Annotated in this window: 22 protein-coding genes; 10 read left to right on the top strand and 12 right to left on the bottom strand. The window is 58.8% G+C overall.

Translation table 11 applies throughout. The features are described from left to right. Nucleotides 1–22: 22 nt before the first annotated feature. The 3 genes from ACZYR5_RS13580 to ACZYR5_RS13590 form a co-directional block, all read right to left on the bottom strand. Nucleotides 23–1,357, bottom strand: a complete 1,335-nt coding sequence (locus tag ACZYR5_RS13580) for an MFS transporter (RefSeq protein ID WP_489090483.1) — start codon at nt 1,355–1,357, stop codon at nt 23–25. A gap of 223 nt (nt 1,358–1,580) precedes the next feature. Continuing rightward, on the bottom strand, nt 1,581–2,648 hold the full coding sequence (locus tag ACZYR5_RS13585) for a Rieske 2Fe-2S domain-containing protein (RefSeq protein WP_489090484.1): 1,068 nt from the start codon (nt 2,646–2,648) through the stop codon (nt 1,581–1,583). 37 nt (nt 2,649–2,685) lie between these two features. Further along, on the bottom strand, nt 2,686–3,639 hold the full coding sequence (locus ACZYR5_RS13590) for a PDR/VanB family oxidoreductase (RefSeq protein ID WP_489090485.1): 954 nt from the start codon (nt 3,637–3,639) through the stop codon (nt 2,686–2,688). 242 nt (nt 3,640–3,881) lie between these two features. Between ACZYR5_RS13590 and ACZYR5_RS13595 the strand changes: the two genes are divergently transcribed. Continuing rightward, nucleotides 3,882–4,355, top strand: coding sequence for a MarR family winged helix-turn-helix transcriptional regulator (locus ACZYR5_RS13595; protein WP_489090486.1), 474 nt, complete (start codon nt 3,882–3,884; stop codon nt 4,353–4,355). 21 nt (nt 4,356–4,376) lie between these two features. On the opposite strand, the gene ACZYR5_RS13600 is transcribed toward ACZYR5_RS13595, so the two are convergent. Continuing rightward, nucleotides 4,377–5,270 (bottom strand): LysR family transcriptional regulator, encoded by an 894-nt coding sequence (locus tag ACZYR5_RS13600; RefSeq protein WP_489090487.1) that lies wholly within the window; start codon nt 5,268–5,270, stop codon nt 4,377–4,379. A gap of 181 nt (nt 5,271–5,451) precedes the next feature. On the opposite strand from ACZYR5_RS13600, the gene ACZYR5_RS13605 reads away from it, so the two are divergent. The 3 genes from ACZYR5_RS13605 (at nt 5,452) to ACZYR5_RS13615 (ending at nt 7,729) form a co-directional block, all read left to right on the top strand. After that, entirely contained in the window at nt 5,452–5,877 is a 426-nt protein-coding gene (locus ACZYR5_RS13605; protein WP_489090488.1) for a VOC family protein, read from the top strand. A gap of 112 nt (nt 5,878–5,989) precedes the next feature. Beyond that, the gene (locus tag ACZYR5_RS13610) at nt 5,990–7,249 is read left to right on the top strand and encodes a cation:dicarboxylate symporter family transporter (protein ID WP_489090489.1); all 1,260 of its coding nucleotides are present in this window, start codon (nt 5,990–5,992) and stop codon (nt 7,247–7,249) included. Nucleotides 7,250–7,348: 99 nt separating this feature from the next. After that, complete coding sequence (locus ACZYR5_RS13615) at nt 7,349–7,729, top strand: nuclear transport factor 2 family protein (RefSeq protein WP_489090490.1); 381 nt, start codon at nt 7,349–7,351, stop codon at nt 7,727–7,729. A gap of 54 nt (nt 7,730–7,783) precedes the next feature. Here the strand turns inward: ACZYR5_RS13615 and ACZYR5_RS13620 are convergent, their stop codons facing one another. Next, entirely contained in the window at nt 7,784–8,251 is a 468-nt protein-coding gene (locus ACZYR5_RS13620) for a MaoC/PaaZ C-terminal domain-containing protein (RefSeq protein ID WP_489090491.1), read from the bottom strand. A gap of 194 nt (nt 8,252–8,445) precedes the next feature. On the opposite strand from ACZYR5_RS13620, the gene ACZYR5_RS13625 reads away from it, so the two are divergent. Then, the gene (locus tag ACZYR5_RS13625; protein ID WP_489090492.1) at nt 8,446–8,754 is read left to right on the top strand and encodes a chorismate mutase; all 309 of its coding nucleotides are present in this window, start codon (nt 8,446–8,448) and stop codon (nt 8,752–8,754) included. 574 nt (nt 8,755–9,328) lie between these two features. After that, nucleotides 9,329–10,006 (top strand): type 1 glutamine amidotransferase domain-containing protein, encoded by a 678-nt coding sequence (locus ACZYR5_RS13630; RefSeq protein ID WP_489090493.1) that lies wholly within the window; start codon nt 9,329–9,331, stop codon nt 10,004–10,006. Nucleotides 10,007–10,100: 94 nt separating this feature from the next. On the opposite strand, the gene ACZYR5_RS13635 is transcribed toward ACZYR5_RS13630, so the two are convergent. Together ACZYR5_RS13635 and ACZYR5_RS13640 are read right to left on the bottom strand one after the other, a co-directional pair. After that, on the bottom strand, nt 10,101–11,375 hold the full coding sequence (locus tag ACZYR5_RS13635; RefSeq protein ID WP_489090494.1) for a carbohydrate porin: 1,275 nt from the start codon (nt 11,373–11,375) through the stop codon (nt 10,101–10,103). Between the two features lie 108 nt (nt 11,376–11,483). Next, on the bottom strand, nt 11,484–13,889 hold the full coding sequence (locus tag ACZYR5_RS13640) for a glucose/quinate/shikimate family membrane-bound PQQ-dependent dehydrogenase (RefSeq protein WP_489090495.1): 2,406 nt from the start codon (nt 13,887–13,889) through the stop codon (nt 11,484–11,486). 343 nt (nt 13,890–14,232) lie between these two features. On the opposite strand from ACZYR5_RS13640, the gene ACZYR5_RS13645 reads away from it, so the two are divergent. After that, complete coding sequence (locus tag ACZYR5_RS13645) at nt 14,233–14,403, top strand: hypothetical protein (RefSeq protein ID WP_489090496.1); 171 nt, start codon at nt 14,233–14,235, stop codon at nt 14,401–14,403. Between the two features lie 3 nt (nt 14,404–14,406). Here ACZYR5_RS13645 and uraH read toward each other — a convergent pair whose 3' ends face one another. Then, nucleotides 14,407–14,817, bottom strand: coding sequence for a hydroxyisourate hydrolase (gene uraH, locus ACZYR5_RS13650; protein ID WP_489090497.1), 411 nt, complete (start codon nt 14,815–14,817; stop codon nt 14,407–14,409). Between the two features lie 10 nt (nt 14,818–14,827). Then, nucleotides 14,828–15,331, bottom strand: coding sequence for a GlcG/HbpS family heme-binding protein (locus tag ACZYR5_RS13655; RefSeq protein WP_489090498.1), 504 nt, complete (start codon nt 15,329–15,331; stop codon nt 14,828–14,830). A gap of 146 nt (nt 15,332–15,477) precedes the next feature. Here ACZYR5_RS13655 and ACZYR5_RS13660 point away from each other — a divergent pair, with 146 nt between their 5' ends. Together ACZYR5_RS13660 and ACZYR5_RS13665 are read left to right on the top strand one after the other, a co-directional pair. Beyond that, a complete protein-coding gene (locus ACZYR5_RS13660) occupies nt 15,478–16,149 on the top strand; it encodes a heavy metal response regulator transcription factor (RefSeq protein ID WP_489090499.1) in 672 nt (223 codons plus the stop codon). After that, nucleotides 16,146–17,516: a heavy metal sensor histidine kinase gene (locus ACZYR5_RS13665; RefSeq protein ID WP_489090810.1), complete on the top strand. Its 1,371-nt coding sequence runs from the start codon at nt 16,146–16,148 to the stop codon at nt 17,514–17,516. Before ACZYR5_RS13660 ends, ACZYR5_RS13665 begins: the two co-directional genes overlap by 4 nt. Here the strand turns inward: ACZYR5_RS13665 and tspO are convergent. Beyond that, on the bottom strand, nt 17,472–17,954 hold the full coding sequence (tspO, locus tag ACZYR5_RS13670) for a tryptophan-rich sensory protein TspO (protein WP_489090500.1): 483 nt from the start codon (nt 17,952–17,954) through the stop codon (nt 17,472–17,474). The two genes, ACZYR5_RS13665 and tspO, sit on opposite strands and share 45 nt — an antisense overlap. Before the next feature lie 172 nt (nt 17,955–18,126). Here tspO and ACZYR5_RS13675 point away from each other — a divergent pair, with 172 nt between their 5' ends. Then, on the top strand, nt 18,127–18,738 hold the full coding sequence (locus ACZYR5_RS13675) for a dTMP kinase (protein WP_489090501.1): 612 nt from the start codon (nt 18,127–18,129) through the stop codon (nt 18,736–18,738). A 37-nt stretch (nt 18,739–18,775) separates the two neighbouring features. On the opposite strand, the gene ACZYR5_RS13680 is transcribed toward ACZYR5_RS13675, so the two are convergent. Both ACZYR5_RS13680 and ACZYR5_RS13685 read right to left on the bottom strand, forming a co-directional pair. Continuing rightward, nucleotides 18,776–20,314, bottom strand: coding sequence for a cryptochrome/photolyase family protein (locus ACZYR5_RS13680; protein WP_489090502.1), 1,539 nt, complete (start codon nt 20,312–20,314; stop codon nt 18,776–18,778). A gap of 349 nt (nt 20,315–20,663) precedes the next feature. After that, nucleotides 20,664–21,764, bottom strand: a complete 1,101-nt coding sequence (locus ACZYR5_RS13685) for a low temperature requirement protein A (RefSeq protein ID WP_489090503.1) — start codon at nt 21,762–21,764, stop codon at nt 20,664–20,666. Nucleotides 21,765–21,774 lie beyond the last annotated feature (10 nt).

The following is a 21,774-nucleotide window of genomic DNA, read 5'->3' on the forward strand; positions in this document are numbered from 1 at the left end:
CTTGTTGTTATGGGTGATCCGCTCAGGCGGCAGGCTTGAGTGCAGCCCGTACCGTTAAATGACTGTTCATCAGCCACACCGCGACGGCCGCGACCACAAATGCGCAGGCGAACAGCAGGTAGAGATCGGCGGGCCGCCAACTGGCATCGATCAAGCGGCCAGCCACCAGCGGCGAGAGGATTGCCCCGATCCGGCCCATGCCGATGGCCCAGCCCAGTGCCGTGACGCGCTGCTCGGGCCCGTACAGGCTCGGTGTCAGCGCATACAGGCCGGCCACGCAGCCATTCACCAGAATCCCGATCATCAGCACCAGCGCGAACGCCAGGTTGAGGTTGTCGGTGAAGTGCACGAAAAGTCCGAGAAACAGGGCGTTCAGGCACAGATAGCTGATCAGCACCCTTGGCAACCGATAGCGTGCCGCAAGCAGGCCGATCAGCGATGTGCCGACGATTCCGCCGACATTGAGCAGTACCCCGGCCGTGATGCCCTGCTGATTGGAAAGTCCGGCTGAAACCAGCAGCTTGGGGGTCCAGCTCATGACGAAATAGAAGCCGAACATGACCAGGAAGAATCCCGCCCAGACCAGCAGGGTGGAGCGCAGCAGTTCCCTGGAAAACAGTCCGGCAAAGGTCGCGCGCCAGGAAGCCTGGGTACTTGACTGTAGCGGCGGCATGGCGGTGACTGGCTGAATTCCGACTTGGCTCAATAGTCGATTGAGCCGCTGCAGGGCATTGCGCGGCTGCCGCGCGACGAGAAAGGCGATGGACTCGGGAAGCAGCCAATACATGACGGGCAGCACCATCAAGGTAACGATACCGCCGTACAGGAACACCGCGCGCCAGCCCAGGTGCGGAATGATCTGCGCGGCGATGAGGCCGCCGATCGTTGCACCCAGGGCGTAGGCGGTGGATTGCAGGCTGATCGCCAGGCTGCGCCATTTGCGGTTGGCATATTCCCCGGCAATCACGTAGCTGCTCGCCAGCACGCCGCCAATACCCAGGCCCGTCAGGAAGCGCAATCCGCCAAGCATGCTCACGGACGATGCCTGTGACGACGCCAACATCCCCAGTCCGGCGATGGAAATGCACAGCAGAATCAGCGGGCGACGGCCAAAGCGGTCAGCCCAGGGTGCGATAAACAACGAACCCAGCGCCATGCCGATCAGGCCGGCGCTCAACAGGTAACCCAGTTGAATGCCACCAAGCCCCCACTCGATGGATACGGAGGCGGCGGTGAACGCCATTACCAGTACATCAAAGCCATCGAGCATGTTGATCAGGAAACACAGGGCAATCACCACCCACTGGAAAGCCTCCATGGGTTTTTCTTCCAGTTGCACACTGATGGACCGACTCATGGGGTAGCCCTCCGGTTTTTTTGGGCCTGGGGTTTTGTGCAGGCGAACGGGTTCGTCCTGCTGATGAGGAGATTTGAACGATTCATTGGGCACCTTATTGTTTTTGTCGGGCGTGCAGCGCATGGCTCGGCCAGGAGCACCGAGCGGTAACGGCATACCGATCCCTTGGCGTGGATCGGCAGCAGTGGGTCAGTTCAGGCGACAGTCAGTGATGGGTGGGCCATCAGGACTGTTGGCGCAGTTGTTCGATAATCCTCCGGGCGCGATTGGCGCCCACATCGACATGGATATCGACCATCGGCCGGTCGCCGAACTCGAGCATGTTCTGGTACTGCGCTTCGATCACCCCTTTGTCCTCGTCAAAGGTCAGCACCGTCTGTTCGACCACTTTGGCGGCTATGGCTTCGCGGTTGTCCTTGGGGTTGGTGGCCATGGTCCAGAAGTAGTGGCTGGTGGTTTCGGTTTCCGGGGTCACGCCGTGGAAACCGCGCATGTGGAAGCCGCCACGTTGCGGGTCATCCAGTGACTCGGTGCCGGCGTCGGCGGCGCCGGTCCAGATCCGCAGGTGGCTGACGTGGAACTCGATTTCCTGCCAGCGATCGACCTTGCCCTGGAACGGGTAGGCGGCGGTGTAGGTGGGCGGCGGCACCGAGCCGGGCATGTGGCGGGTGACCTTGACGTGGGTGTCGTCGCTGTCGACACGCATCTGCGCGTTCATGTGGATGCTGGCGTTGCCGCCGATGGTGCGCAGGTGCACGTAGCCCAGGTGGCTGAGGTCCAGCAGGTTGTCGTGGATCAGCTGATAGGGCGCATCGTAGTGATAGGCGCCGCCTTCAAAGAGGTATTCGTCGTTGCTGTGAAACTCATAGGCCGGCGGCTCGCTGGAGGGCTGCGGTTGATCGGCATTGCCGAACCAGACCCAGATCAGTTGATCGCGCTCGCGTACCGGGTACGCCGGGACCTTGGCTTTCGACGGGACTTTCGCCTGGCCCGGCACTTCCAGGCATTGGCCGTCACCATTGAACAGCAGGCCGTGATAACCACAGCGCACGCCGCGTTCTTCCAGGGTGCCATGGGACAGCGGCAGGGCTCGGTGGCAGCAGCGATCTTCCAGCGCTGCCGGCTGGCCATCGGCGGTGCGGAACAGCACCAGCGGCTTGCCAAGCAAGGTCCGGCCCAGCGGCTGGTCCTTGAGCTCCCAGGCGAATCCGGCAACGTACCACTGATTCAACGGAAATTTCGGCAAGGCGGCGGGTGCTGCAACTTCATGGGCGAGTGTCGATGTATTCATGACGATCTCCAGTGATCAGGCTTGTTGTTATCGGTAGTCATAGGTCCAGCACCAGGCGTGGACTGCGCGAGCGCGAACAGCAGGGGGTGAAACTGTCGTTGCGAGCGTGCTGCGCGGCGCTCATCCACTGATCGCGGTGCTCGGGCTCACCGGCCAGCAGCGCAGTAATGCAGGAGCCGCAGATGCCTTGTTCGCACGAGCTTTCAATCGCCACATCGTGCTCCAGCAGCACTTCGAGGGCGGTCTGGTGCGCTGGAACCTGCAGGATTCGGCCCGAGCGCGCGAGCTCGATCTCGAAGGGCTGATCACCTTCGAGCACCTGCGGCGGCGCGGCAAAGTCCTCGCGGTGGATCTGCTCATCGCTCCAGCCGCAGGCCTTGGCGGTGCTCTGAATGTGCGCCATGAAACCCGCCGGGCCGCAGACGTAGAGCTGGTCGTCCTGGCTGGCCGCCGCGAGGATCCGTGCAGCATTCAGGCGCTGCTCCGGCGGACCGTCATCGACATGCACCTGGACGTGGGCGGCGAACGGCGCCTCGCCCAGCAGCTCGGTGAACGCCAGGCGTTCGAGGGAGCGGCCGCAGTAGTGCAGTTCAAAGGGCTTGCCGGCGGCGATCAGGGCGTGGGCCATCGCCAGGATCGGCGTGATGCCAATGCCGCCGGCGAACAACAGGTAACGCTGGCCGCCGAGGTCCAGGTCGAACAGGTTGCGCGGGGCGCTGATGACGAGTGTCGAACCCTGAGCAATGTCAGCGTGCATGCCCCGGGATCCGCCCCGGGAGGCGGGTTCATTGAGCACTGCAATCAAATAACGGCCGCGCTCATGGGGGGCATTGCACAGCGAATACTGGCGGGTGAGGCCGGGCGCGACCTGCACATCGACGTGGGAGCCGGCGCTGAAGGCCGGCAGTTCCGAGCCATTGGCCGCGATCAGTTCAAAGCTGCAGACGCCGTCAGCTTCAGGGGTTTTACGGGAAACATAAACTTCGAGCATGAGTGTGACCCCACCGCAGGTGTGCAGTGTTTCAAAGGCTATGGAGGGTGTGCCGGGATTAGCGGGGCAGGGCAATCAGGACGGCGGAGGAGGGAACAGGCAAGTCATGGCAGGGAACCTCGCAGTTCTTATTGTTGTACGGCGCGCTTATGATGCAGGCGCGCAATCGTGGTGTGATTGTCATCCTAAGCTTTTTAGTTGCGGTGTCAACTAATTCAATCGACGTGCAGGAACCGTTTGTCATGACCCCAGCCTCGCCCCTCAATCTGGATCGCTACGTTCCCGCGCTCCTGACCTTCCTCACCAACAAAATGTCGAGTGGCGCGTCGGCCTGCTATCGCAAGCATTTCGGCATCGGCATTGTTGAGTGGCGGGTGTTGTCGATGCTCGCGGTCGAGGACCGGATCAGCGCCAATCGGGTGGTGCAGGTGGTGGGCCTGGACAAGAGTGCGGTCAGCCGTTCGTTGCAGGCGCTGGAACGTGACGGCTATGTCTCGACTGTGGTCGATGCCAAGGACGCGCGGCGCTACACGGTGTCGCTGACGGCTACCGGGCGTGAGTTGCATGACCGGGTGCTGGTGGTGGCGCTCAAGCGTGAAGAGCAATTGCTGTCGGCCTTGAAGGAAGACGAGGTGGATCTGCTGATCGGCTTCCTGCACCGGATGAGCGGGCAGTTGGATGCGGTGAATGCGATAGAGCCGGATGTTCAGGGGTAGTGGATAACGCCCCTGACCCTCTCAACAACCGGTGTTCTTCTCAAGGTCGATCTTTATCTGATCAGCAATAAGCTCGGCAAGGTGCCGCACCTGCTCGGTCAATGTCTGCCGCGAACGGTGCACCAGTCCGATATCCCGGTGGAAGGTGTGGGGTCCGAGATCGAGCGCGCGTACCCCTTGCGGCCAGTCCTGATGGGGCGCTGTCTGCGGCACCAGCGCTACCCCCAGGCCGTTTTCAACCAGTTTGACGATGGCATCCAGCTCATCCAGTTCGCACACTTCATGCAAGGTGAAATGCATCTGCCGCAGAAAACGATCGACCTGTCTGCCGCCGAACGAAGATCGGTCATACCGAATGAATGGCTGGTTGCAGAGTAGCGTCGACCAATCCTCTCCCGACATCTCGCGTGGCACGATCAGCCGATAGGGTTCAAGCGCCAGTGTGGTCCAGCGCAGGTCGCTCTGCAGGCTGAAGGGCGGGCGAATGATCGCAGCCATGTCGATTTCGCCAGCGTCCACCAGGTTGACCAACTCCATCGACAGGCCGGGGATTACCCGCGTGCGGCACTGCGGGCAGTGTCGATGAAACCTGGCCAGGGCATCCGGTAGATAGGAGCGCTGCACTGACGCGATGGCGCCGATGTTCACCAGGACGCTGGCAGCCGGTCCTGTCGTGCTCGTGCCGAGGTTGTCATACAGGCGAAGCAGGTCTTGCGCTTGCAGGAGTACTTGATGGCCCCTTCGGTTGAGGTGTGCCGAGCGGCCCTTGCGGTCGAAAATCTCGAAGCCCAACTCGGCCTCCAGACGTTGGATCTGCGCACTGACGGCCGCCTGGGTCAGGCCGATCCTGTTGCCCGCAGCGGCGAAAGTACCTTCCCGGGCAACCGCGATGAGTGTCTTGAGTTCTTTGATCATTCACAAATATTAATTGTGTTTCTAAGAAATATATATTGATTTTTTTACTGGGTGGCCCGTCCTACGATGCACCCATCCCCCGGCAGCTGACGAGCCTATTGCTGATGTCGGTGGGCGGCGGAACGTTAAACGTCGCTTGATGCGCGGTTCCTCACCAACAATAAAATCCATTGGAGTTCTGATGAGTCTCTCGCCTTTCCACCTCGCAATCCCTGTTTACGACCTTGCTGGCGCACGCACTTTCTATGGTGAAGTGTTCGGGCTCGAAGAAGGTCGCTCCAGCAGCCAATGGGTCGACTTCAACTTTTTCGGTCACCAGCTGGTTATTCATGAACATCCAAAGACCGCTTCGCAAGAGAGTGTCCACAGTAATCCGGTAGACGGCCACGATGTGCCAGTCCCGCATTTCGGAGTCATCTTGGGCTGGGAGCAGTGGGAGGCCCTGGCCGAACGCTTGAAGTCATTCGGGACCGAGTTTGTGATTGAGCCGTACATTCGATTCAAAGGGCAGGTCGGCGAGCAGGCCACCATGTTCCTGTTCGATCCGTGCGGCAACGCCCTGGAGTTCAAGGCATTCAAGGATATGAGCCAGCTGTTCGCCAAGTAATCAAAAAACGCCCGGCACAGCGCTGCTGTGCCGTTGGATCTCAAGTGAGCTGGAAGCTCATGACTCTAGCAACTGCAAACGCAGTCCTCTCATTCAAACAAGAAGGCTAGACATGAAACGTATTCCCCTGGTGTGGCAAATAGTTGCCGGGCTATTGCTTGGCGTGCTCGTCGGTTGGTACTTCAATACACACCCGCAGTATCAGGCGTGGGTGAGCGCTGAACTGTTGAAACCCCTTGGCGACATTTTTATCAAGATGATGAAGATGGTGGTCGTGCCCATCGTGTTCTGTTGCATGATTCTCGGCATTGCCGGCGGCGGCGATAACAAGTCCTTTGGGCGTATGGGGGTCAAGTCGTTGACTTACTTCTTTGCGATCACCGGCCTGGCAATTGTTATCGGCTTATGTTTCGCCAACCTGTTCGAGCCCGGAACGGGCACGGATATTTCGGGGATATCCCATGGCGCTGCAGCAATTACCCTGGAGCCGTCCAAGGGCGCCCTGGTGATCTTGCAAAACATTGTCCCTGACAATGTCGTTGTCGCAATGTCGGAAGCGAAACTGCTCTCGGTTTTGTTCTTCGCGGTCCTGTTGGGCCTGGCATTGAACGCGCTACCACCGGAAAAAAGCGCACCCTTCATCGCGGTTATCCAGAGCCTGTCTGATGCGATGTTCAAGGTTGTCTCGATCGTCATGGCGTATGCGCCCATAGGTGTGTTCGGCATGATCGGCGCTACTGTCGCGACCTTTGGCTTTGCCTCGCTACTGCCGCTGCTCAAGCTGATTGGCGTGGTCTATCTGGCACTGATTGTGTTTGCCTTGGTGGTGCTGGGCGGTATTTGTTATTTGATCGGCGAGAACATCTTCACGTTGATCAAGTATTTTCGCGATGAACTGATCCTTGCGTTCTCGAGTGCCGCGTCGGCAGCCGTCATGCCGCAGTTGATGAGCAAACTTGAAAACTATGGCGTGCCACGGCGCATCGTCAGTTTCGTGGTGCCGGTGGGTTACGCCTTCAATCTCGATGGCGCGTCGATATTCCTCGGAGTGGCGACGATTTTTGTCGCGCAACTGTATGGCATCGAGCTGTCGCTGTCGCAACAGATTCTGCTGGTGGTGACCATGGTGCTGACCTCCAAGGGTGCTGCCGGTGTCCCTGGATTTGCCATCATCATCCTGTCCGCCACCCTGGCCTCTGCCGGTCTTCCATTGGAAGGGGTCGCGCTGATTGCGGGGATCTTCAGGATTATCGACAGCGGGACCACGACCTTGAACGTACTGGGCAATGCCGTTGCGCCCTTGGTTATCGCCAGGTGGGAGAGGGCGGATCTGGAGCCCTGCCGATTGGACCCACTGACGCAAAAAAACTGACACGACGTCGTCAGTCGAGCATTGAGGGTGATTGCCAGCTGAATTTCCATATCCCCGCGGCCATACGGCGCGGGGGAAACATGCCATCAGGAGTAAATCATGAGCAACCCAACCTACGTCGAGGAATACAACGCAATCGTCGAGGTGCTGAGTCAGTACAACGAAGGGGGCGCCAAGGCCGACAGCGCATTGATGAAGCCTGCTTTCAACGAACAGGCGACCATTTTTGGAGTCGATGAAGGCAAGCTCACCGGCGGTGCCATCCAGAAGCTGTACGACGTGATCGACAACGCTTTCCATCCCTCGCCGAACGCCAAGGCCGCCATCGTGCGCATCGACATCGTCGGCACTGCTGCCAGTGCCCGGATCGATACCGACAACGTCTCGGGATTTTGCTTCACTGACTTCTTCAACCTGCTGAAGGTCGAGGGCAAGTGGACGATCGTCAGCAAGATCTACCACACCCATCCGAGCGCCTGACCCTTCGTTCACCAGGGGCGAGTCGGGTTATCCCTCGCCCTCTACACGCTTCGGTCAGAGCCGATACTCGTCACGTCGCAGCACCAGTATCGTGACCTCGTAGACCAAAACGATTTTTCCCTCGGCAGTAGCGACCTCAACCTTGAATACCGTCCATCCACGCTCCGGGTTGCGGGTGTGTGGCAACGAGCGAACGACTTGTGTGGAGAGCTCGAGGCGGTCGCCCGCCACCACCGGGGCGACCATCCGCACACCATCGATCTTGCCCCCCGCCACGACATGGGTCTGCAGCAGCAAGGCATCGCACATCAGGCGTTGCGAGATCGCAAAGGTCTGAATGCCGCTGGCGCAATGCACGCCCAGCGGGCTGTCGCGGGCGAGATCGGGGTCCATATGCATGTCGAGCGGATCATACTCGGCGGCGAAGGCGATGATCTGTTGGGTGGTGATGGGGGCCGATTGCCTGGCGGTCCAGGTTCTATTCAGCGTCAGGTCTTCCCAATAAAGCGTTTTTTCTGCCACGTTGACTCCTGGGTTCCGTGTCCATTCTGGCGGGGCATGATAGCGGCGCATCGCCCGATCGCGCAGAATCGATAGTCTCGCAGCCCAGCGCCCCCGACAATGTCCGCAGGCTTCAGCCTGGCTGGATGATTTGGACAGTGCGCAGCGTATGTTCAGGCATAGGCTGTACAACAATGGAAAAAGGAGAACGCAGAATGGACGTTAAATGCACATCGATTGAGGACGTACGTCGGCACATCGATCAAATCGACCGCGAGGTGGTGGCTTTACTGGGTAAGCGTGGCAAGTTCGTCACCCAGGCGGCGGCTTTCAAGAAAACCACCGATGACGTGCGTGCACCGGCCCGTGTCGAGCAGGTGATCCACAAGGTTCGCGCCCTGGCCGACGAAACCGGCGCTTCGCCTGAAGTGGTGGAGAGGGTCTACCGGGCGATGATCGCGGCCTTTATCGAGGAAGAGCTGCGCACGCATGCTGATCTGGCAGGCCGCCAGGTACTTCGGTAAGCCCGAGGTTGAGGGAGCCTGCTAGCGATGAAGTTGATGCGGTGCTGCTGATTCCCCCTTCGCTGGCAAGCCAGCTCCTACAGGTTTTGTGGTGGACGCTGGATAAATGTGCAACGCATGACTCTGTAGGAGCCGGCTTGCCGGCGAAGGCGGTGTGTCTGATGTACCGAGGTGTCTGGTTCGCTGGCAAGCCAGCTCCTACAGGTTCTGTGGTGGACGCTGGATAAATGTGCAACGCATGACTCTGTAGGAGCCGGCTTGCCGGCGAAGGCGGCGTGTCTGATGTACCGAGGTGTTTGGTTCGCTGGCAAGCCAGCTCCTACAGGTTCTGTGGTGGACGCTGGATAAATGTGCAACGCATGACTCTGTAGGAGCCGGCTTGCCGGCGAAGGCGGTGTGTCTGATGTACCGAGGTGTCTGGTTCGCTGGCAAGCCAGCTCCTACAGGGGGCTTGAAAATCTGCAATGGCCGAGACCCTCATGAAATTTCCCGAGCATTTAGCCCAACGCGATGTCTACCGGCTCAGGAGTCTCGACACCACCGTCGAGCAATAGCCAACCAAGAGGAACACCCCATGAAAGTGCTGATGGTTCTCACCTCCCACGACCAACTGGGCGACACCGGTCTGAAAACCGGCTTCTGGCTTGAAGAGTTCGCCGCGCCTTACTACGTGTTCAAGGATGCCGGTGCCGAAGTGGTGCTGGCGTCGCCGGCAGGCGGTCAGCCGCCACTGGATCCGAAGAGTGCATTGCCTGACTCCCAGACTGAAATGACACGTCGCTTCAACGCTGATCCAGCGGCCCAGCAGGCGTTGGCCACGACCGTCAAGCTCGATACGGTCAATGCGATGGACTTCGACACGGTGTTTTACCCTGGTGGCCATGGTCCTCTGTGGGACCTGGCCGAGTCGCAGACCTCCATCGACCTGATCGAGTCCTTCGAGCGTGCGGGCAAGCCGATCGGTTTTGTCTGCCATGCGCCGGGGGCGCTGCGTCATGTACGGGCGGCGGATGGCGAGCCGCTGATCAAGGGGCGCCGGGTCACCGGTTTCACCAATGGCGAGGAAGCGGCCGTGCAGTTGACCGATGTGGTGCCGTTTCTGATCGAAGACGAGTTTCAGCGTCTGGGCGGGCTTTATGAAAAGGGCGCCGATTGGGCACCCTTCGTGGTTGAAGACGACAAATTGATCACCGGCCAGAATCCCGCCAGCTCCGAAGCAGTGGCCAAGGCACTGCTTGCTCAGTTGAAGTGAGGGAAACCTGTAGGAGCGGGCTTGCCCGCGATTGCGGTGTGTCTGAAACACCGCGGCGCCTGAATCGCCAGCAGGCTGGCTCCTATAGAGGCTTTTACAACGCCGCTCTCACCTGCAGTCCAAACACCAGCGCATTGTCGATGTCCTGCCCGGAAAACGCCCCCGGCTCGATGATGTACTGCAGGTTCGGGCGCAGGGTCAGCCAGGAGGTGGCCTGGTAGCCGTAGCCCAGTTCGATCAATTGTTCGGCGCTGTCCAGGTCAGGGAACGCCGAGCCGTTGGCCTGCGCGGTGTCTTGCTGGACATCGCGGCTGCGTGGATTGGGCACCGCACGGCCGTAGCCCAGAGCGAGGGTATCCCGGGGGCGGCTGACGAACGGTTGGTACAGCACCAGGCCGGTGCCGTACCACTTGCTGAACGGCGAGGCCGCCTCGCTGGCGGCCGAGTACTGACCGAAGGCATGCAGGCTGCGAGCGCTGGACGCTGGCGAACGCCACAGGGCTTGATCCACAAGAAGGTAATGGCCGCCACGGCCAGACACCTGGTCATCGCTGCCGATGCGCTTGGCGTCTGAGCTGTCGTAGTAGTAGCCGACCTTGTACTCGCCAGGCAATTCGCCGGCGCGCTTGTACACCAACTCGACGGGAACCACGGTACCGGTGGTGTGCTTGGGCCCCAGGTGCCAGGCGCGGCTGGAGTTGCCGTTGCTCTCGGGGTCGACATTGAACGCCGAGACACGCAACTGCCAGGCAGGCGACAGGTCGTATTTGACCCGCACGCCCAGGTGGGCATTGGGGTAGTTGGTCCAGCCGCTGCCGCCGGACATGTTCAGCGGATGGCCGCAGAACCCGGCGTTCATGAAGTTGCAGAGGATGCCGCTGTCGAGGCCACCGAGGTCGTTGCCCATGGCCATGTAGCCCAGTTTCACGTTCAGCGCCGGGGTCAGCAGGTTGCGTTCATAACTGAGTTCGGTCAGGCGGGTGTAGAGCCCCCCGTAGTTCTCCTGGATCGGCAAGCGGTTGCCCACCAGGTCCTCGGAAGCGCTTTGGCCGCGGCGGTCGTTGATGCTCAACTGGACCTTACCCGCGTTGTCCAGGCCATACAGCTTGTCCAGGTCGAAGCGGGCGCCGAGCTTGATGTTCTGCGAGTAGCGTGCCGAACGATGCAGGCCGCCATCGGCGTTATAGGCGGTTTCGCCGCTGTAGTCGCCGGTCAATGTGACGCCATCTTCCTCCATCTGGTGGCGCAGGCCGCCCCAGTCACCGCTCAGGGTACTGCGCGAATCGTTGGCGGCAAAAGCGGGCAGGGCGGTAGTGCAGGTCAGGCCAATCAGCAGGCCTGTCGTCGAAACGCGAACAGCGAAAAACATGAAAATCTTCCAGATCCAATCTTCAGCGATAGCGCAATGCAACGCGGCACCCGCAGGTGCCGCGCCGATTACAGTGTGAGCGCCCGCGACCGAGGCGAGCGCTGATGCTTATGGCAGGGCGTAGGCCATGACGTAGTCGCCACGATCGGTCGACTGGCGTGCGCCACCGGCGGTGATCACGACGTACTGCTTGCCGGTCTTCGGCGAGACGTAGGTCATCGGGCCGCCCTGGCTGCCCACCGGCAGGCGCGCTTTCCACACTTCTTCGCCATTGCCGCTGTTGAAGGCGCGCAGGTAGAAGTCCTGGGTGCCGGCGATGAAGATCAGGCCACCCTGGGTCGACAGGGTGCCGCCGAGGGTCGGCAGGCCAATTTTGATCGGCATGTGCATGCGGATGCCCAGGGGACCGGTGTCTTCAACGGTGCCCACCGGCACTTGCCAGGCGACCTTTTGGGTCTTCATGTCGATCGCGGTCAGGGTGCCGAACGGCGGTGCCTGGCAAGGAATGCCGGCCACCGAGAGGAAGCGGTTCTTGTTCACCGCATAGGGCGTGCCCTTGAGCGGCACCGCGCCCATCCCGGTGTTCAGCGCTTCGCCGCCGCCCGCCGCCTGGCCTTTGTTCTGCGAGGGGATCATCTGAATCCACAGGCCCAGGCGCATGTCGTTGACGAAGATGAATCCGTGCACCGGGTCGGTGGAGATGCTGCCCCAGTTCATCCCGCCCAGGGAACCCGGGAAGCTCAGGGATTTATCGGTGCCCGGCGCGGTGTACAGGCCGTCGTAGCGCATGCCCTTGAAGTCGATGCGGCACAGCAGTTGGTCATACGGGGTGGCGCCCCACATGTCCGACTCGCTCAGGTGCTGGGCGCCGATCTGCGGCATGCCCACCGATTTTGGCTGGGTCGGCGAGTAGGGCTCGTTGGGGATGTTGGCGGCCTTGACCGGTACTTCCTTGACCTCGGTCAGCGGCTTGCCGGTGGCGCGGTCGAGCACGTAGATCTGCCCGGCCTTGGTGCCGATGACCAGCGCCGGCACGGTTTTGCCGTCCTTGGTGAAGTCGATCAGGCTCGGCTGCATCGGCAGGTCGAAATCCCAGAGATCGTTGTGCACGGTCTGGTACACCCAGCGTTCTTCACCGCTGCTGGCATCCAGCGCGAGGATCGAGGCGCCGTAGGTGTGATCGAGCTTGCTGCGTTCTACACCGTAGATGTCGGTGGACGAGCTGCCCATCGGCAGGAACACGGTGTTGGTCGCCGGGTCATAGGACATCGGCGCCCAGCTGTTCGGGGTGCTGCGCACATAGGTGCTGCCTTCGGCCGGTGCATTGCGATCCTGCGGGTTGCCCGGATCGAACGCCCAACGCTGGGCGCCGGTGATCACGTCGAAACCACGGATCACGCCGCCAGGCATGTCGGCCTGCACGTTGTCGGCGACACGACCGCCGACTACCACCGTGGTGCCGGCCATCAGTGGCGCGGAAGACAACTGGTAGTAGCTGTCCGGCACATCACCCAGACCGGCCTTGAGATCGACCTGGCCGTTGTTGCCGAAACCCCGGCAGAACTCGCCGGTGTCGGCATCGACCGCGATCAGGCGGGCGTCGATGGTGTTGGTCAGCAAACGGCGCTGGCAGTTGGCTGCTGCCGCCGGTTGCGCCTCGATGATGGTCGAGCTGCTCGGCTGGGCAATCGGTTGGGTGGCATCGAAATACGCCATGCCACGGCAGCGCTGCCAGACTTTCGACTGGGCGTTGATCGAGTTTTTCCACAGCTCTTTACCGCTGTCGGCATCGAGGGCGATCAGGTTGTTGTGCGGGGTGCAGATGAACACCTTGTTGCCGATCTGCAGGGGAGTGAGCTGGTCTTCGGCACCGTTGCCATCGCTCTCGGCGACGTCACCGGTGTGGTAGGTCCAGGCCACTTGCAACTTATCGACGTTGCCGCGATTGATCTGGTCCAGCGCGGCGAAACGGCTGCCGCCTTCGGTATTGCCGTAATGCGCCCAGTCCTTCTGCGCCTTGGCCGGCTCCACAGGCGTCAGGCCCGGGCCGGTACCGTTGGCAGCCACCGTGGGGTGGGCGACGAACATATTGCCCGCAGCCACCGCCAGGGCAATCGCCAGTACGCCAGCGAGCGCATAAGCGCCGCGACCGGCAACACCGCCATCGGCGCGCTTGAGCAGGGGATAGACCAGGGTCACCGCCAGGCCCACGGCGCCGAACATGAACAGGCGCGAGAACAGCGGCCAGAACACCAGCCCGGCATCGCTCACCGCCCAGATCGCCGTGCCCAGCAGGAACACGGCGAACAACCAGGCGCCGGAAGGCTTGCCGCGGGCGACCAGCAGGCCGGCAACAGCCATCACCAGGCCACCCACCAGGAAGTACCAGGACCCGCCCAGGCTGACCAGCTTCACGCCGCCCGCCGCCAGTGCCAGGCCGAGCAGGGCGATGATCACCCCCAGCCCGATCACGATGAATTTCGCTACGCCCGAGAGGCGTTGATTGTGCTTCACGTTGAATGTCCCGTTGAAATGAGGCGGTCAGTATATAGATAGGTAACTATCTAGTTAAACCACAAATTCACGGTCGAGGGTGCTTCGCAGGTCGTGGTCGTGCCTGATCGAAGAATCTGCAGTACCTCTTATCAATAGCGTTGAACTCTGCTTTTGTCGCCTCCGTCCCATGCTAGGAGGGACTCAGGGTCATCCTGTACGGCTTTTTTACTTGCCATCGAGAGGTAACACTCATGAATAGCATCATCTACATCATTGGCCTGGTGGTGGTCATCGCCATCGTCGCGTCGTTTCTTGGACTTGCTTGAGTCCAGTGCTGCGGCCAGGAATTGTAGGAGCCAGCTTGTCGAATCGTCGCACTGTGGCGATGGGCGCCAACGATAACGCGCGCATCCTGAATGCACGCGGCGTCCTCAGCCTCATCGCGAGCAGGCTCGCTCCTACAGTTTTTTTGCTGGTCTATGTGGGACTCAGCCTGCTGGGGACGAAGCCGGCACAAACGCAGCAATCATGACCCTCAATTCCCCCGGTAAGTCGAAAAGCCATAAGGGCTGAGCAGCAACGGGATGTGGTAGTGCGGGACGGTGCCGTCCACTTCGAATATGACCGGTACTTCGGGGAAGAAACTGGACGTGTTGTGCGCCTTGTACCACTCACCGGTTTTGAAGGTGACACGGTAGGTGCCTTTCTCCAGATCCCGACCTTGCGGATAAAGTCCGGTGACGCGACCTTGCTCGTTAGTCGCCGCGCTGTTGAGCATGTCCCAGTTTTTCCCATCCTGTTTTTCCAGGGTGACATTGACCCCAGGGGAGGGCAGGCCATCCTGCAAGTTGAGGACGTGCACACTCAACGGATTGGCTGCCGCCAGGGCAATGGATGAAATGGCACTCAACAGCGCGCCAGCGAACAAGCTTTTCAATACAGTCATGGAGATCTCCTTAGTGCTTGAGGGTAGGTAGGACTTTGTTGATGGCGGCCATTGCGCAGCCTTCATCGTTGGCCGCGCCGCCGGCACCGGCTACGCCAATGGCGCCGATGACTTGCCCCTCGACGTTCAATGGCACGCCGCCACCGAGCAGTAACAGTTCATCAAGGGTGTTGAGGTTTTCCGCATCCGGATTGGCACGAGCACGTTCTGCCAACAACCGCGTGGAGGTCTTGGTCGACAGGGCGGTATAGGCTTTGCGTTGCGCCGCCAGGGTGTTGTGCGGACCGACGTCGTCATCCCGTTGCACGGCAACCAGATTGCCGCCGCGGTCAACCACGGCGGCCACGGCTGTGCGGCCATCGGCGTGGCAGGCGGTGAGTGCGGCATTCAACAAATCGTTGGCCAGCGCCAGTGATACGTCCTTGCGCTGGGCAATTTGATCCGGGGCTGCAACGGCGAATCCGGAGGTCATTGCCAGGGTGATCAGCAATGAAGTTGGTAGGCGGGTACGCATGTTTTTTCCTTGGTTGATTCTGGCTGGGTCAATGCCCGGCATCATGCCCAGCCCACCCCGTCAGGATGATTACCCCTTGATTACCAACATGTAATGAAAGAACGCAGCGAACCGGGCTAGCCTATGCACCAGTCCTGGAGGAAAAAATGCGCATCCTGGTGGTGGAAGATGAAACGAAAATGGCTGATTACCTTCGAAAAGCCCTGACTGAATCCGGCTATTCGGTAGAGATCGCCCTCAACGGGCTGGATGGCCAACATCTGGTGCAGGAAAGTGAATTCGATCTGATCATTCTGGATGTCATGTTGCCGGGCCTGGACGGTTGGCAGTTGCTGCAAATCATTCGGCGCAAGTGGCAGACCCCGGTGCTGTTTCTGACCGCACGGGATTCGGTGGATGACCGGGTCAAAGGCCTGGAGTTGGGGGCCGATGATTACCTGGTAAAACCCTTTTCCTATGCCGAACTGCTGGCCCGCGTCCGCACTTTGTTGCGCCGCGGTCCTCCACGTGAGGTCGAGCATTTTCTGGTGGCCGATCTGAGCCTGAATCTGTTGCAACGCAAGGTCACCCGTAATGGTGAACGCTTGATCCTGACCAACAAGGAGTTTGCCCTGCTGCATCTGTTGGTCAGTCGTGAAGGGGAAGTGCTGTCGCGCTCGCTCATTGCCTCGCAGATCTGGAACATGAACTTCGACAGTGATACCAACGTGGTCGATGTCGCCATTCGCCGCTTGCGGGCCAAAGTTGACGATCCTTACCCACGCAAGTTGATCCATACCGTGCGCGGTATCGGCTACATGCTCGAGGTGCAATCCTGAAACTCTATCCCCGTGCCCTGAGCTTGCGCCTGGCGATGATGTTCGCGCTGGTCAGTGTGCTGCTGCTGGGCGCTATCGGTTTTTATCTGTATCAGTCGCTGCAACGAGAAATTGCCTGGCGCGATGACCAGGCGTTGCTGGGTCGCCTGGAGCGCGTGCAAGCGTTGATCAACGACAGCGCCAGCATCGAGCAACTGCGCAATCGACCCAAGCTCTACGAAAACATGCTGGGCAACAGTGACAATCTGCTGTGGATTGTCGACGACAGGGGGCAGGTGCTGATCGAAATCAATCCGGTAAACATGAGCCTGCCCACGTTGCCTGCCGCCTCCCAGGCTCGATTGGCGGACGGTAATGCTTCGTTGTCAGTACGACTGGCCTGGAAAGATGTCACTCAGGAAGGGCGGGGCCTTACCCTGATTGCTGGCAAGTTGCTGAGCGAGCGCGAGCAGATGCTGGCGGCTTACCGGCTCAAGCTCTGGCTAGCCATGTCGGTCGGCGCATTGCTGGCGTTTGTACTGGGCGGCTGGGTCAGTCGGCGAGGTTTACGCCCCGTGCGGATGCTGGCCAGGCACGCGGCTGCCATTGATGTGCAACATTTGCACCTGCGCCTGAATGAATTCAATCAACTGAGTGAGCTACAAGCCCTCAGCAGTGCACTCAATCAAATGCTCGCGCGCCTTGAAGATGGTTTCGCCCAGCTATCACGATTTTCCGAGGACCTCGCCCACGAGATGCGCACGCCACTCAGTAATCTGATGGGGCATACCCAACAAACCCTGAGGTACAGCCGCTCGATCGAGGACTATCAGAACCTGCTGGTGTCCAATCAGGAGGAATATGAGCGTCTGGCGCGAATGATCGACAGCATGCTGTTTCTCGCCCGAACCGAGCATTCAAACGCAGCCTTGAATGACCAGGTCATCGACCTCCATGACCTGGTTGAGCAACTCTGCGAGTATTTCGAAGGCGTCGCCCAAGAGCGCGAAGTAACGCTGATTAATCAGGCCCAAGGCGAGTTGCGGGCTGATCCAGTTCTGATCCGTCGAGCCTTGGCTAACCTGCTGTCCAATGCGCTGCGTTACGGGGCACCCGCTACGCCAGTGATCATTAGCAGTCTGGCGAGCGAAGACAGCATCGAACTCGCAGTTCACAACCAGGGTGTGCCCATCGCAGCGCAACACCTACCGCGACTGTTTGAACGCTTCTACCGATGCGACCCGTCACGCAATCAGCCAGACGACTCCGGTGGCCTGGGATTGGCGATTGTGCGCTCAATCATGCAATTGCATGGCGGACAAGTGACCGTCGATAGCGATCAATCAGGCACCCGTTTCAGCCTGGTGTTCCCGATTCGACGCGCTTGAGCGGTTCCTGAGCAGGATTGAAAAATTTAGCGCACAGGCCACGCACAGCCAGGCCAGGTACGGAAACAGGATCAAGCCCGTGATCAGGTCCAGCCGTATGGCCATCACCACCATTGCCGCGACCACCAGCCAGAGCACGATGATAATCAGCATACTGGCGAGAATGTTGTGCGCCCCGAAGAACACCGGGGTCCAGAGTGTATTCAGCGCAATCTGCGCCGCCCATAGGGCCAATACCACCTGACTGCCCGGCATCAAACTCAGCCGGTACCCAGCCCAGGCGAGTAACAGGTAAATGACCGACCAGGCCAGCGGAAACGCCCAAGCGGGTGGGGTGAATCCGGGTTTGGCAAGGGATTCGTACCAAGGGCCAGGTTTGAAAAAGAAACCTGTGCTGGCCGCGGCGGCGCAGGCCAGGAGGAAAATGAAAAAAGTCATGACCGTTCCTTAGTGAAAAGCTGTTGTCGTGAGTCGCGGCTCAATGCTTGCCGGCTAATACAGAGGACTCCTGCTGCGCTGAGAAGTTTGCTCTGCGCAATGACTTTAGTTCTCTGCGAAACAGTGGCCTCGATCAGGTAGAGTGCTGATCCATTCAATCGTTGTGTGACACATGAATCGTCCGCTGTTCATTGCTCTGGATGGGCCCAAGGGTGCCGGCAAAACCACCTTGCTGGAGGCCGTGACCCAAGTCCTGCGGGCCGAAAACCACCAAGTCATCCGCCTGTGCGAGAAAAAAAGCGATCCCTTCCGGGGTGAAACCATGGCCCTCGTCAACCAACTGGTGCGCAGCCCCGACCGGACTCTGGAACGGCAGGTTTGCGAGCGTTTTGCCGACAGCCGGGCCTGGATCTCCGAACACGTTCTGCCCAAGCAGCCGCAGGGCAGCATCATCCTGATCGATCGCTGGTACCCATCGGAGGCCGCATTCCGCCGGCTGATCCCGTTTTCCGAGATTCTGCAGTTGAACCTCGAGCGCAACGTGCAGGTGCCCGATCTGCATGTCGGGGTGGTCACTGATCCTGAACTTTCGTGGGCGAGGGCAGCGGCGCGCCGACGTGGGTTGGGCAGTACGGTGATTCACAAACTCGAAGAACAGGTCGCCTGTACCCGGGCGTTTGAGCGCGCCGTTGCCGATAACGGTTGGGTGTTGTGTCGCAATGAGGGGACGGTGGAGGAGGCGACGATGCAAGTGGTGGCAGAGATTTATGGTGTCATTCGGTGAGTGACTGCGCCTGGGGTTGGCTTGAGGCGCAGCGCTTTCAAATTGACTCACCTCGATCCAGCTTATCGAGCAGTGATTGGCCACGGTGCCATAGTGCCTTTTGCTTCGTATCATCCATGCGGTCCAGGTTCTTATAAATCATCCCCATGCGCTGATTACTGCGCAGGGCATCGCTGTGGCGCATCAGGAAATGCCAATAGAGCGAATTGAAGGGGCACGCGTTATCAGTGGTGCTCTCGCTCACTTTGTAGGTGCAGTCATTACAGTAATTGGACATGCGTTTTATATATTGGCCACTTGCACAATAAGGCTTGGAGCCCAGGTAACCGCCGTCCGCGTGCATCACCATGCCCAGGGTATTGGGTAGCTCTACCCAGTCGAAGGCGTCCATGTAGATCGCCAGATACCAGTCGCATATCTGATGGGGAGCGATGCCGGCTAGCAAAGCGAAGTTGCCGGTGACCATCAGTCGTTGAATATGGTGCGCGTAGGCATGCTTCAAACTTTGGCCGATGGCTTGGCGCATACAGGCCATTTGCGTTTCGCCTGTCCAGTAGAACTCTGGGAGCGACCTGGTATTGCCGAACGCATTGCCCTCTGCATAGCCAGGCATTTTCAGCCAGTAAACGCCGCGTACGTATTCTCGCCACCCAATCAGCTGGCGGATAAAGCCTTCGGCGGCATTCAGCGGTATGTGACCCGACCAGTACGCCGATTCTACATCGCTGCACAACTGGTGGAGATCCAGCAGGCCGATGTTGAGCGCGGCGCTTATACGGGCGTGAAATAGAAATGGCTCGTCGGCGGCCATGGCGTCCTGATAGTCGCCAAAGGCTGCCAACCCCCAGTCGAGAAAATAGTCCCACAGGGCTCGCGCTTCGCTGTGGGTCACAGGGTAGTCAAACGTGTCGACGCTGCCGTAGTGGTTGGGGAATTGTTCCGCTACTAACGAAATTACATCCTGGGTGATTGCATCCGGCTTGAAACGAGCGGGTGGGGGAGGCGTCACCTTCTTTGGCAATGCCTTGCGGTTCTCCGCATCGAAGTTCCAGGCGCCGCCGACTGGACTGCCGTCGCCATTGAGCAATAGCCGGCTTTTGCGGCGCATCTCACGATAAAAGAACTCCATGCGCAGCTGTTTTTTATCTTTCGCCCACGCGGAAAATTCGTCGCGTGTGCAGAGAAAGCGCGTATCACAATGCCAGTGTATTTCCAGGCCACAGTCCTTGATGGATTGCTCCAGGCGCCAGTCACCGCACTCTGTGACGTGTATTTCCTCAGGCCCAAGCAGTGCCTGCCAGCGATGTAACTCGCCGGGCACCGAACCGCTGTTGTCCGGATCACTCAATGTCACGTAGTGCACTTGGGCTCCGCGCTCACTTAGCGCCTCTGCAAAGTGGCGCATGGCGCTGAAGATCAGGACGATTTTTTGCGGATGATGGGGAACATGACTGGCCTCTTCCATCACCTCGACCAACAGCACCACATCGCGCTTGAGGTCGAGGTGCTGTAACGAGGCCAGGTTGAAAGATAACTGGTCACCCAAGACAAGGCAGAGGCGCTGCGGCGCATTCATGAGTCAGAGTCCACTGATTACGCAAGGTCGCCAAAAACTGAACGGTGACCAATGATTGAAATTCATACCCATCGAGCGGCTGGGGAGGTGAGTCGAACTTCATTGAGCTCGAATACTTGTACAAGGATAGTGTTTTGTACAGGTTCTGGCGAGATCTGATGAGGGCGATCGTCGAAGTGGAAGGCCGAAGCCGTTGAAAATGCTACTGGAGTACATCTGTACTCCGGCCACCTATACGCTTATGTAGATGGTACCGACACCTATCTGTTCAGTGAGCAACACGTCAGTGCCTTCGCTTTAGAAAATGAACGCGCGTGGATGATGCGCTCTATGGCGTAATAATAAAGACTCAACGATATCTGAAGTTCAGGAGGACATAACAGATCATGGTTGCTGTTAGACCGACCAATATGTACTCGATGCGGGGAAGGAATATAACTGACCCACCTAAAGAAAACACGATCAAGGTGTTTTGCAGTATATATTTCCTTATTTTAGGTACGGCTATGAAATAGCCATATTGCTTGCCCAGGAAAAATAAGGCCATGCCGATGATTGACATGATCTGGAAATCACGTATCGCGACGTCATTCAGGATGGCATGTTTGATCAGGTTTGCGAGAAGTGCCAACCCGATAAAAAGAAAAAGATGCGAATAGATTAAGGAGTGCCCACTCATAGTGCTTTCATTTTTGCTGAGCAGGTAAAAGCTATCAAAATAGATCCACCAGATACTGCAAACCATGACAAATCCGGTGATTGCCGCCATCACATTGTAACGATCCCATTGAATGTCAGATAACCCGCCAGACAGGCTAATGACTGACTCACCCAATAAGATAAGGGTCAGTAACCCCAGTCGTTCAACCAAGTGTTCTGTATGGGCCGGCAATGGCTTTCGTTTACTCCAGGGAACTACAGGAAGCAGAATATCAAGAAATATCCCAATGTAAGCGACAAGGTAACGCATAGGTGGGTCAAAAAGAATGGATGAAAGACTTATAACTGCGCTAACTAACAGGGCGAAGCCTAGCCTGGAGGAGAATTCGCTACGGTCATCGCGATTACGTATTGACGAAATGTACATGGTGCTGATGATGGCACGTATACCAAAATAGCAGGCAATCACCAGCGGATAGTTGACTTCCAGTTCCTCCCCAATCCGTGCAGAAAGCACAATGAGCAGTAACATGATAAACAATGTTGCCAGTCGTTGGAGGTAACTGTCCGTATCAAACCTGTTGGAGTAAATCGTGTGGCTAGACCAGACCCACCACAACGGAACAAAAAGCAGTAAAAATGTCCATAATTGCTCATGTTCAAAGTGGCCTTGATGAACATGTCCGAGTGTATGCGTAACCTTGCCAATCGTCACAACAAAAATCAGGTCAAAAAACAACTCCAACCATGTGGCGTGTCGATTTTTGTCATAATACTTCAAGGGTTTCATTCGCTGTTGG

This window comes from Pseudomonas sp. F007 (genome assembly GCF_057814275.1).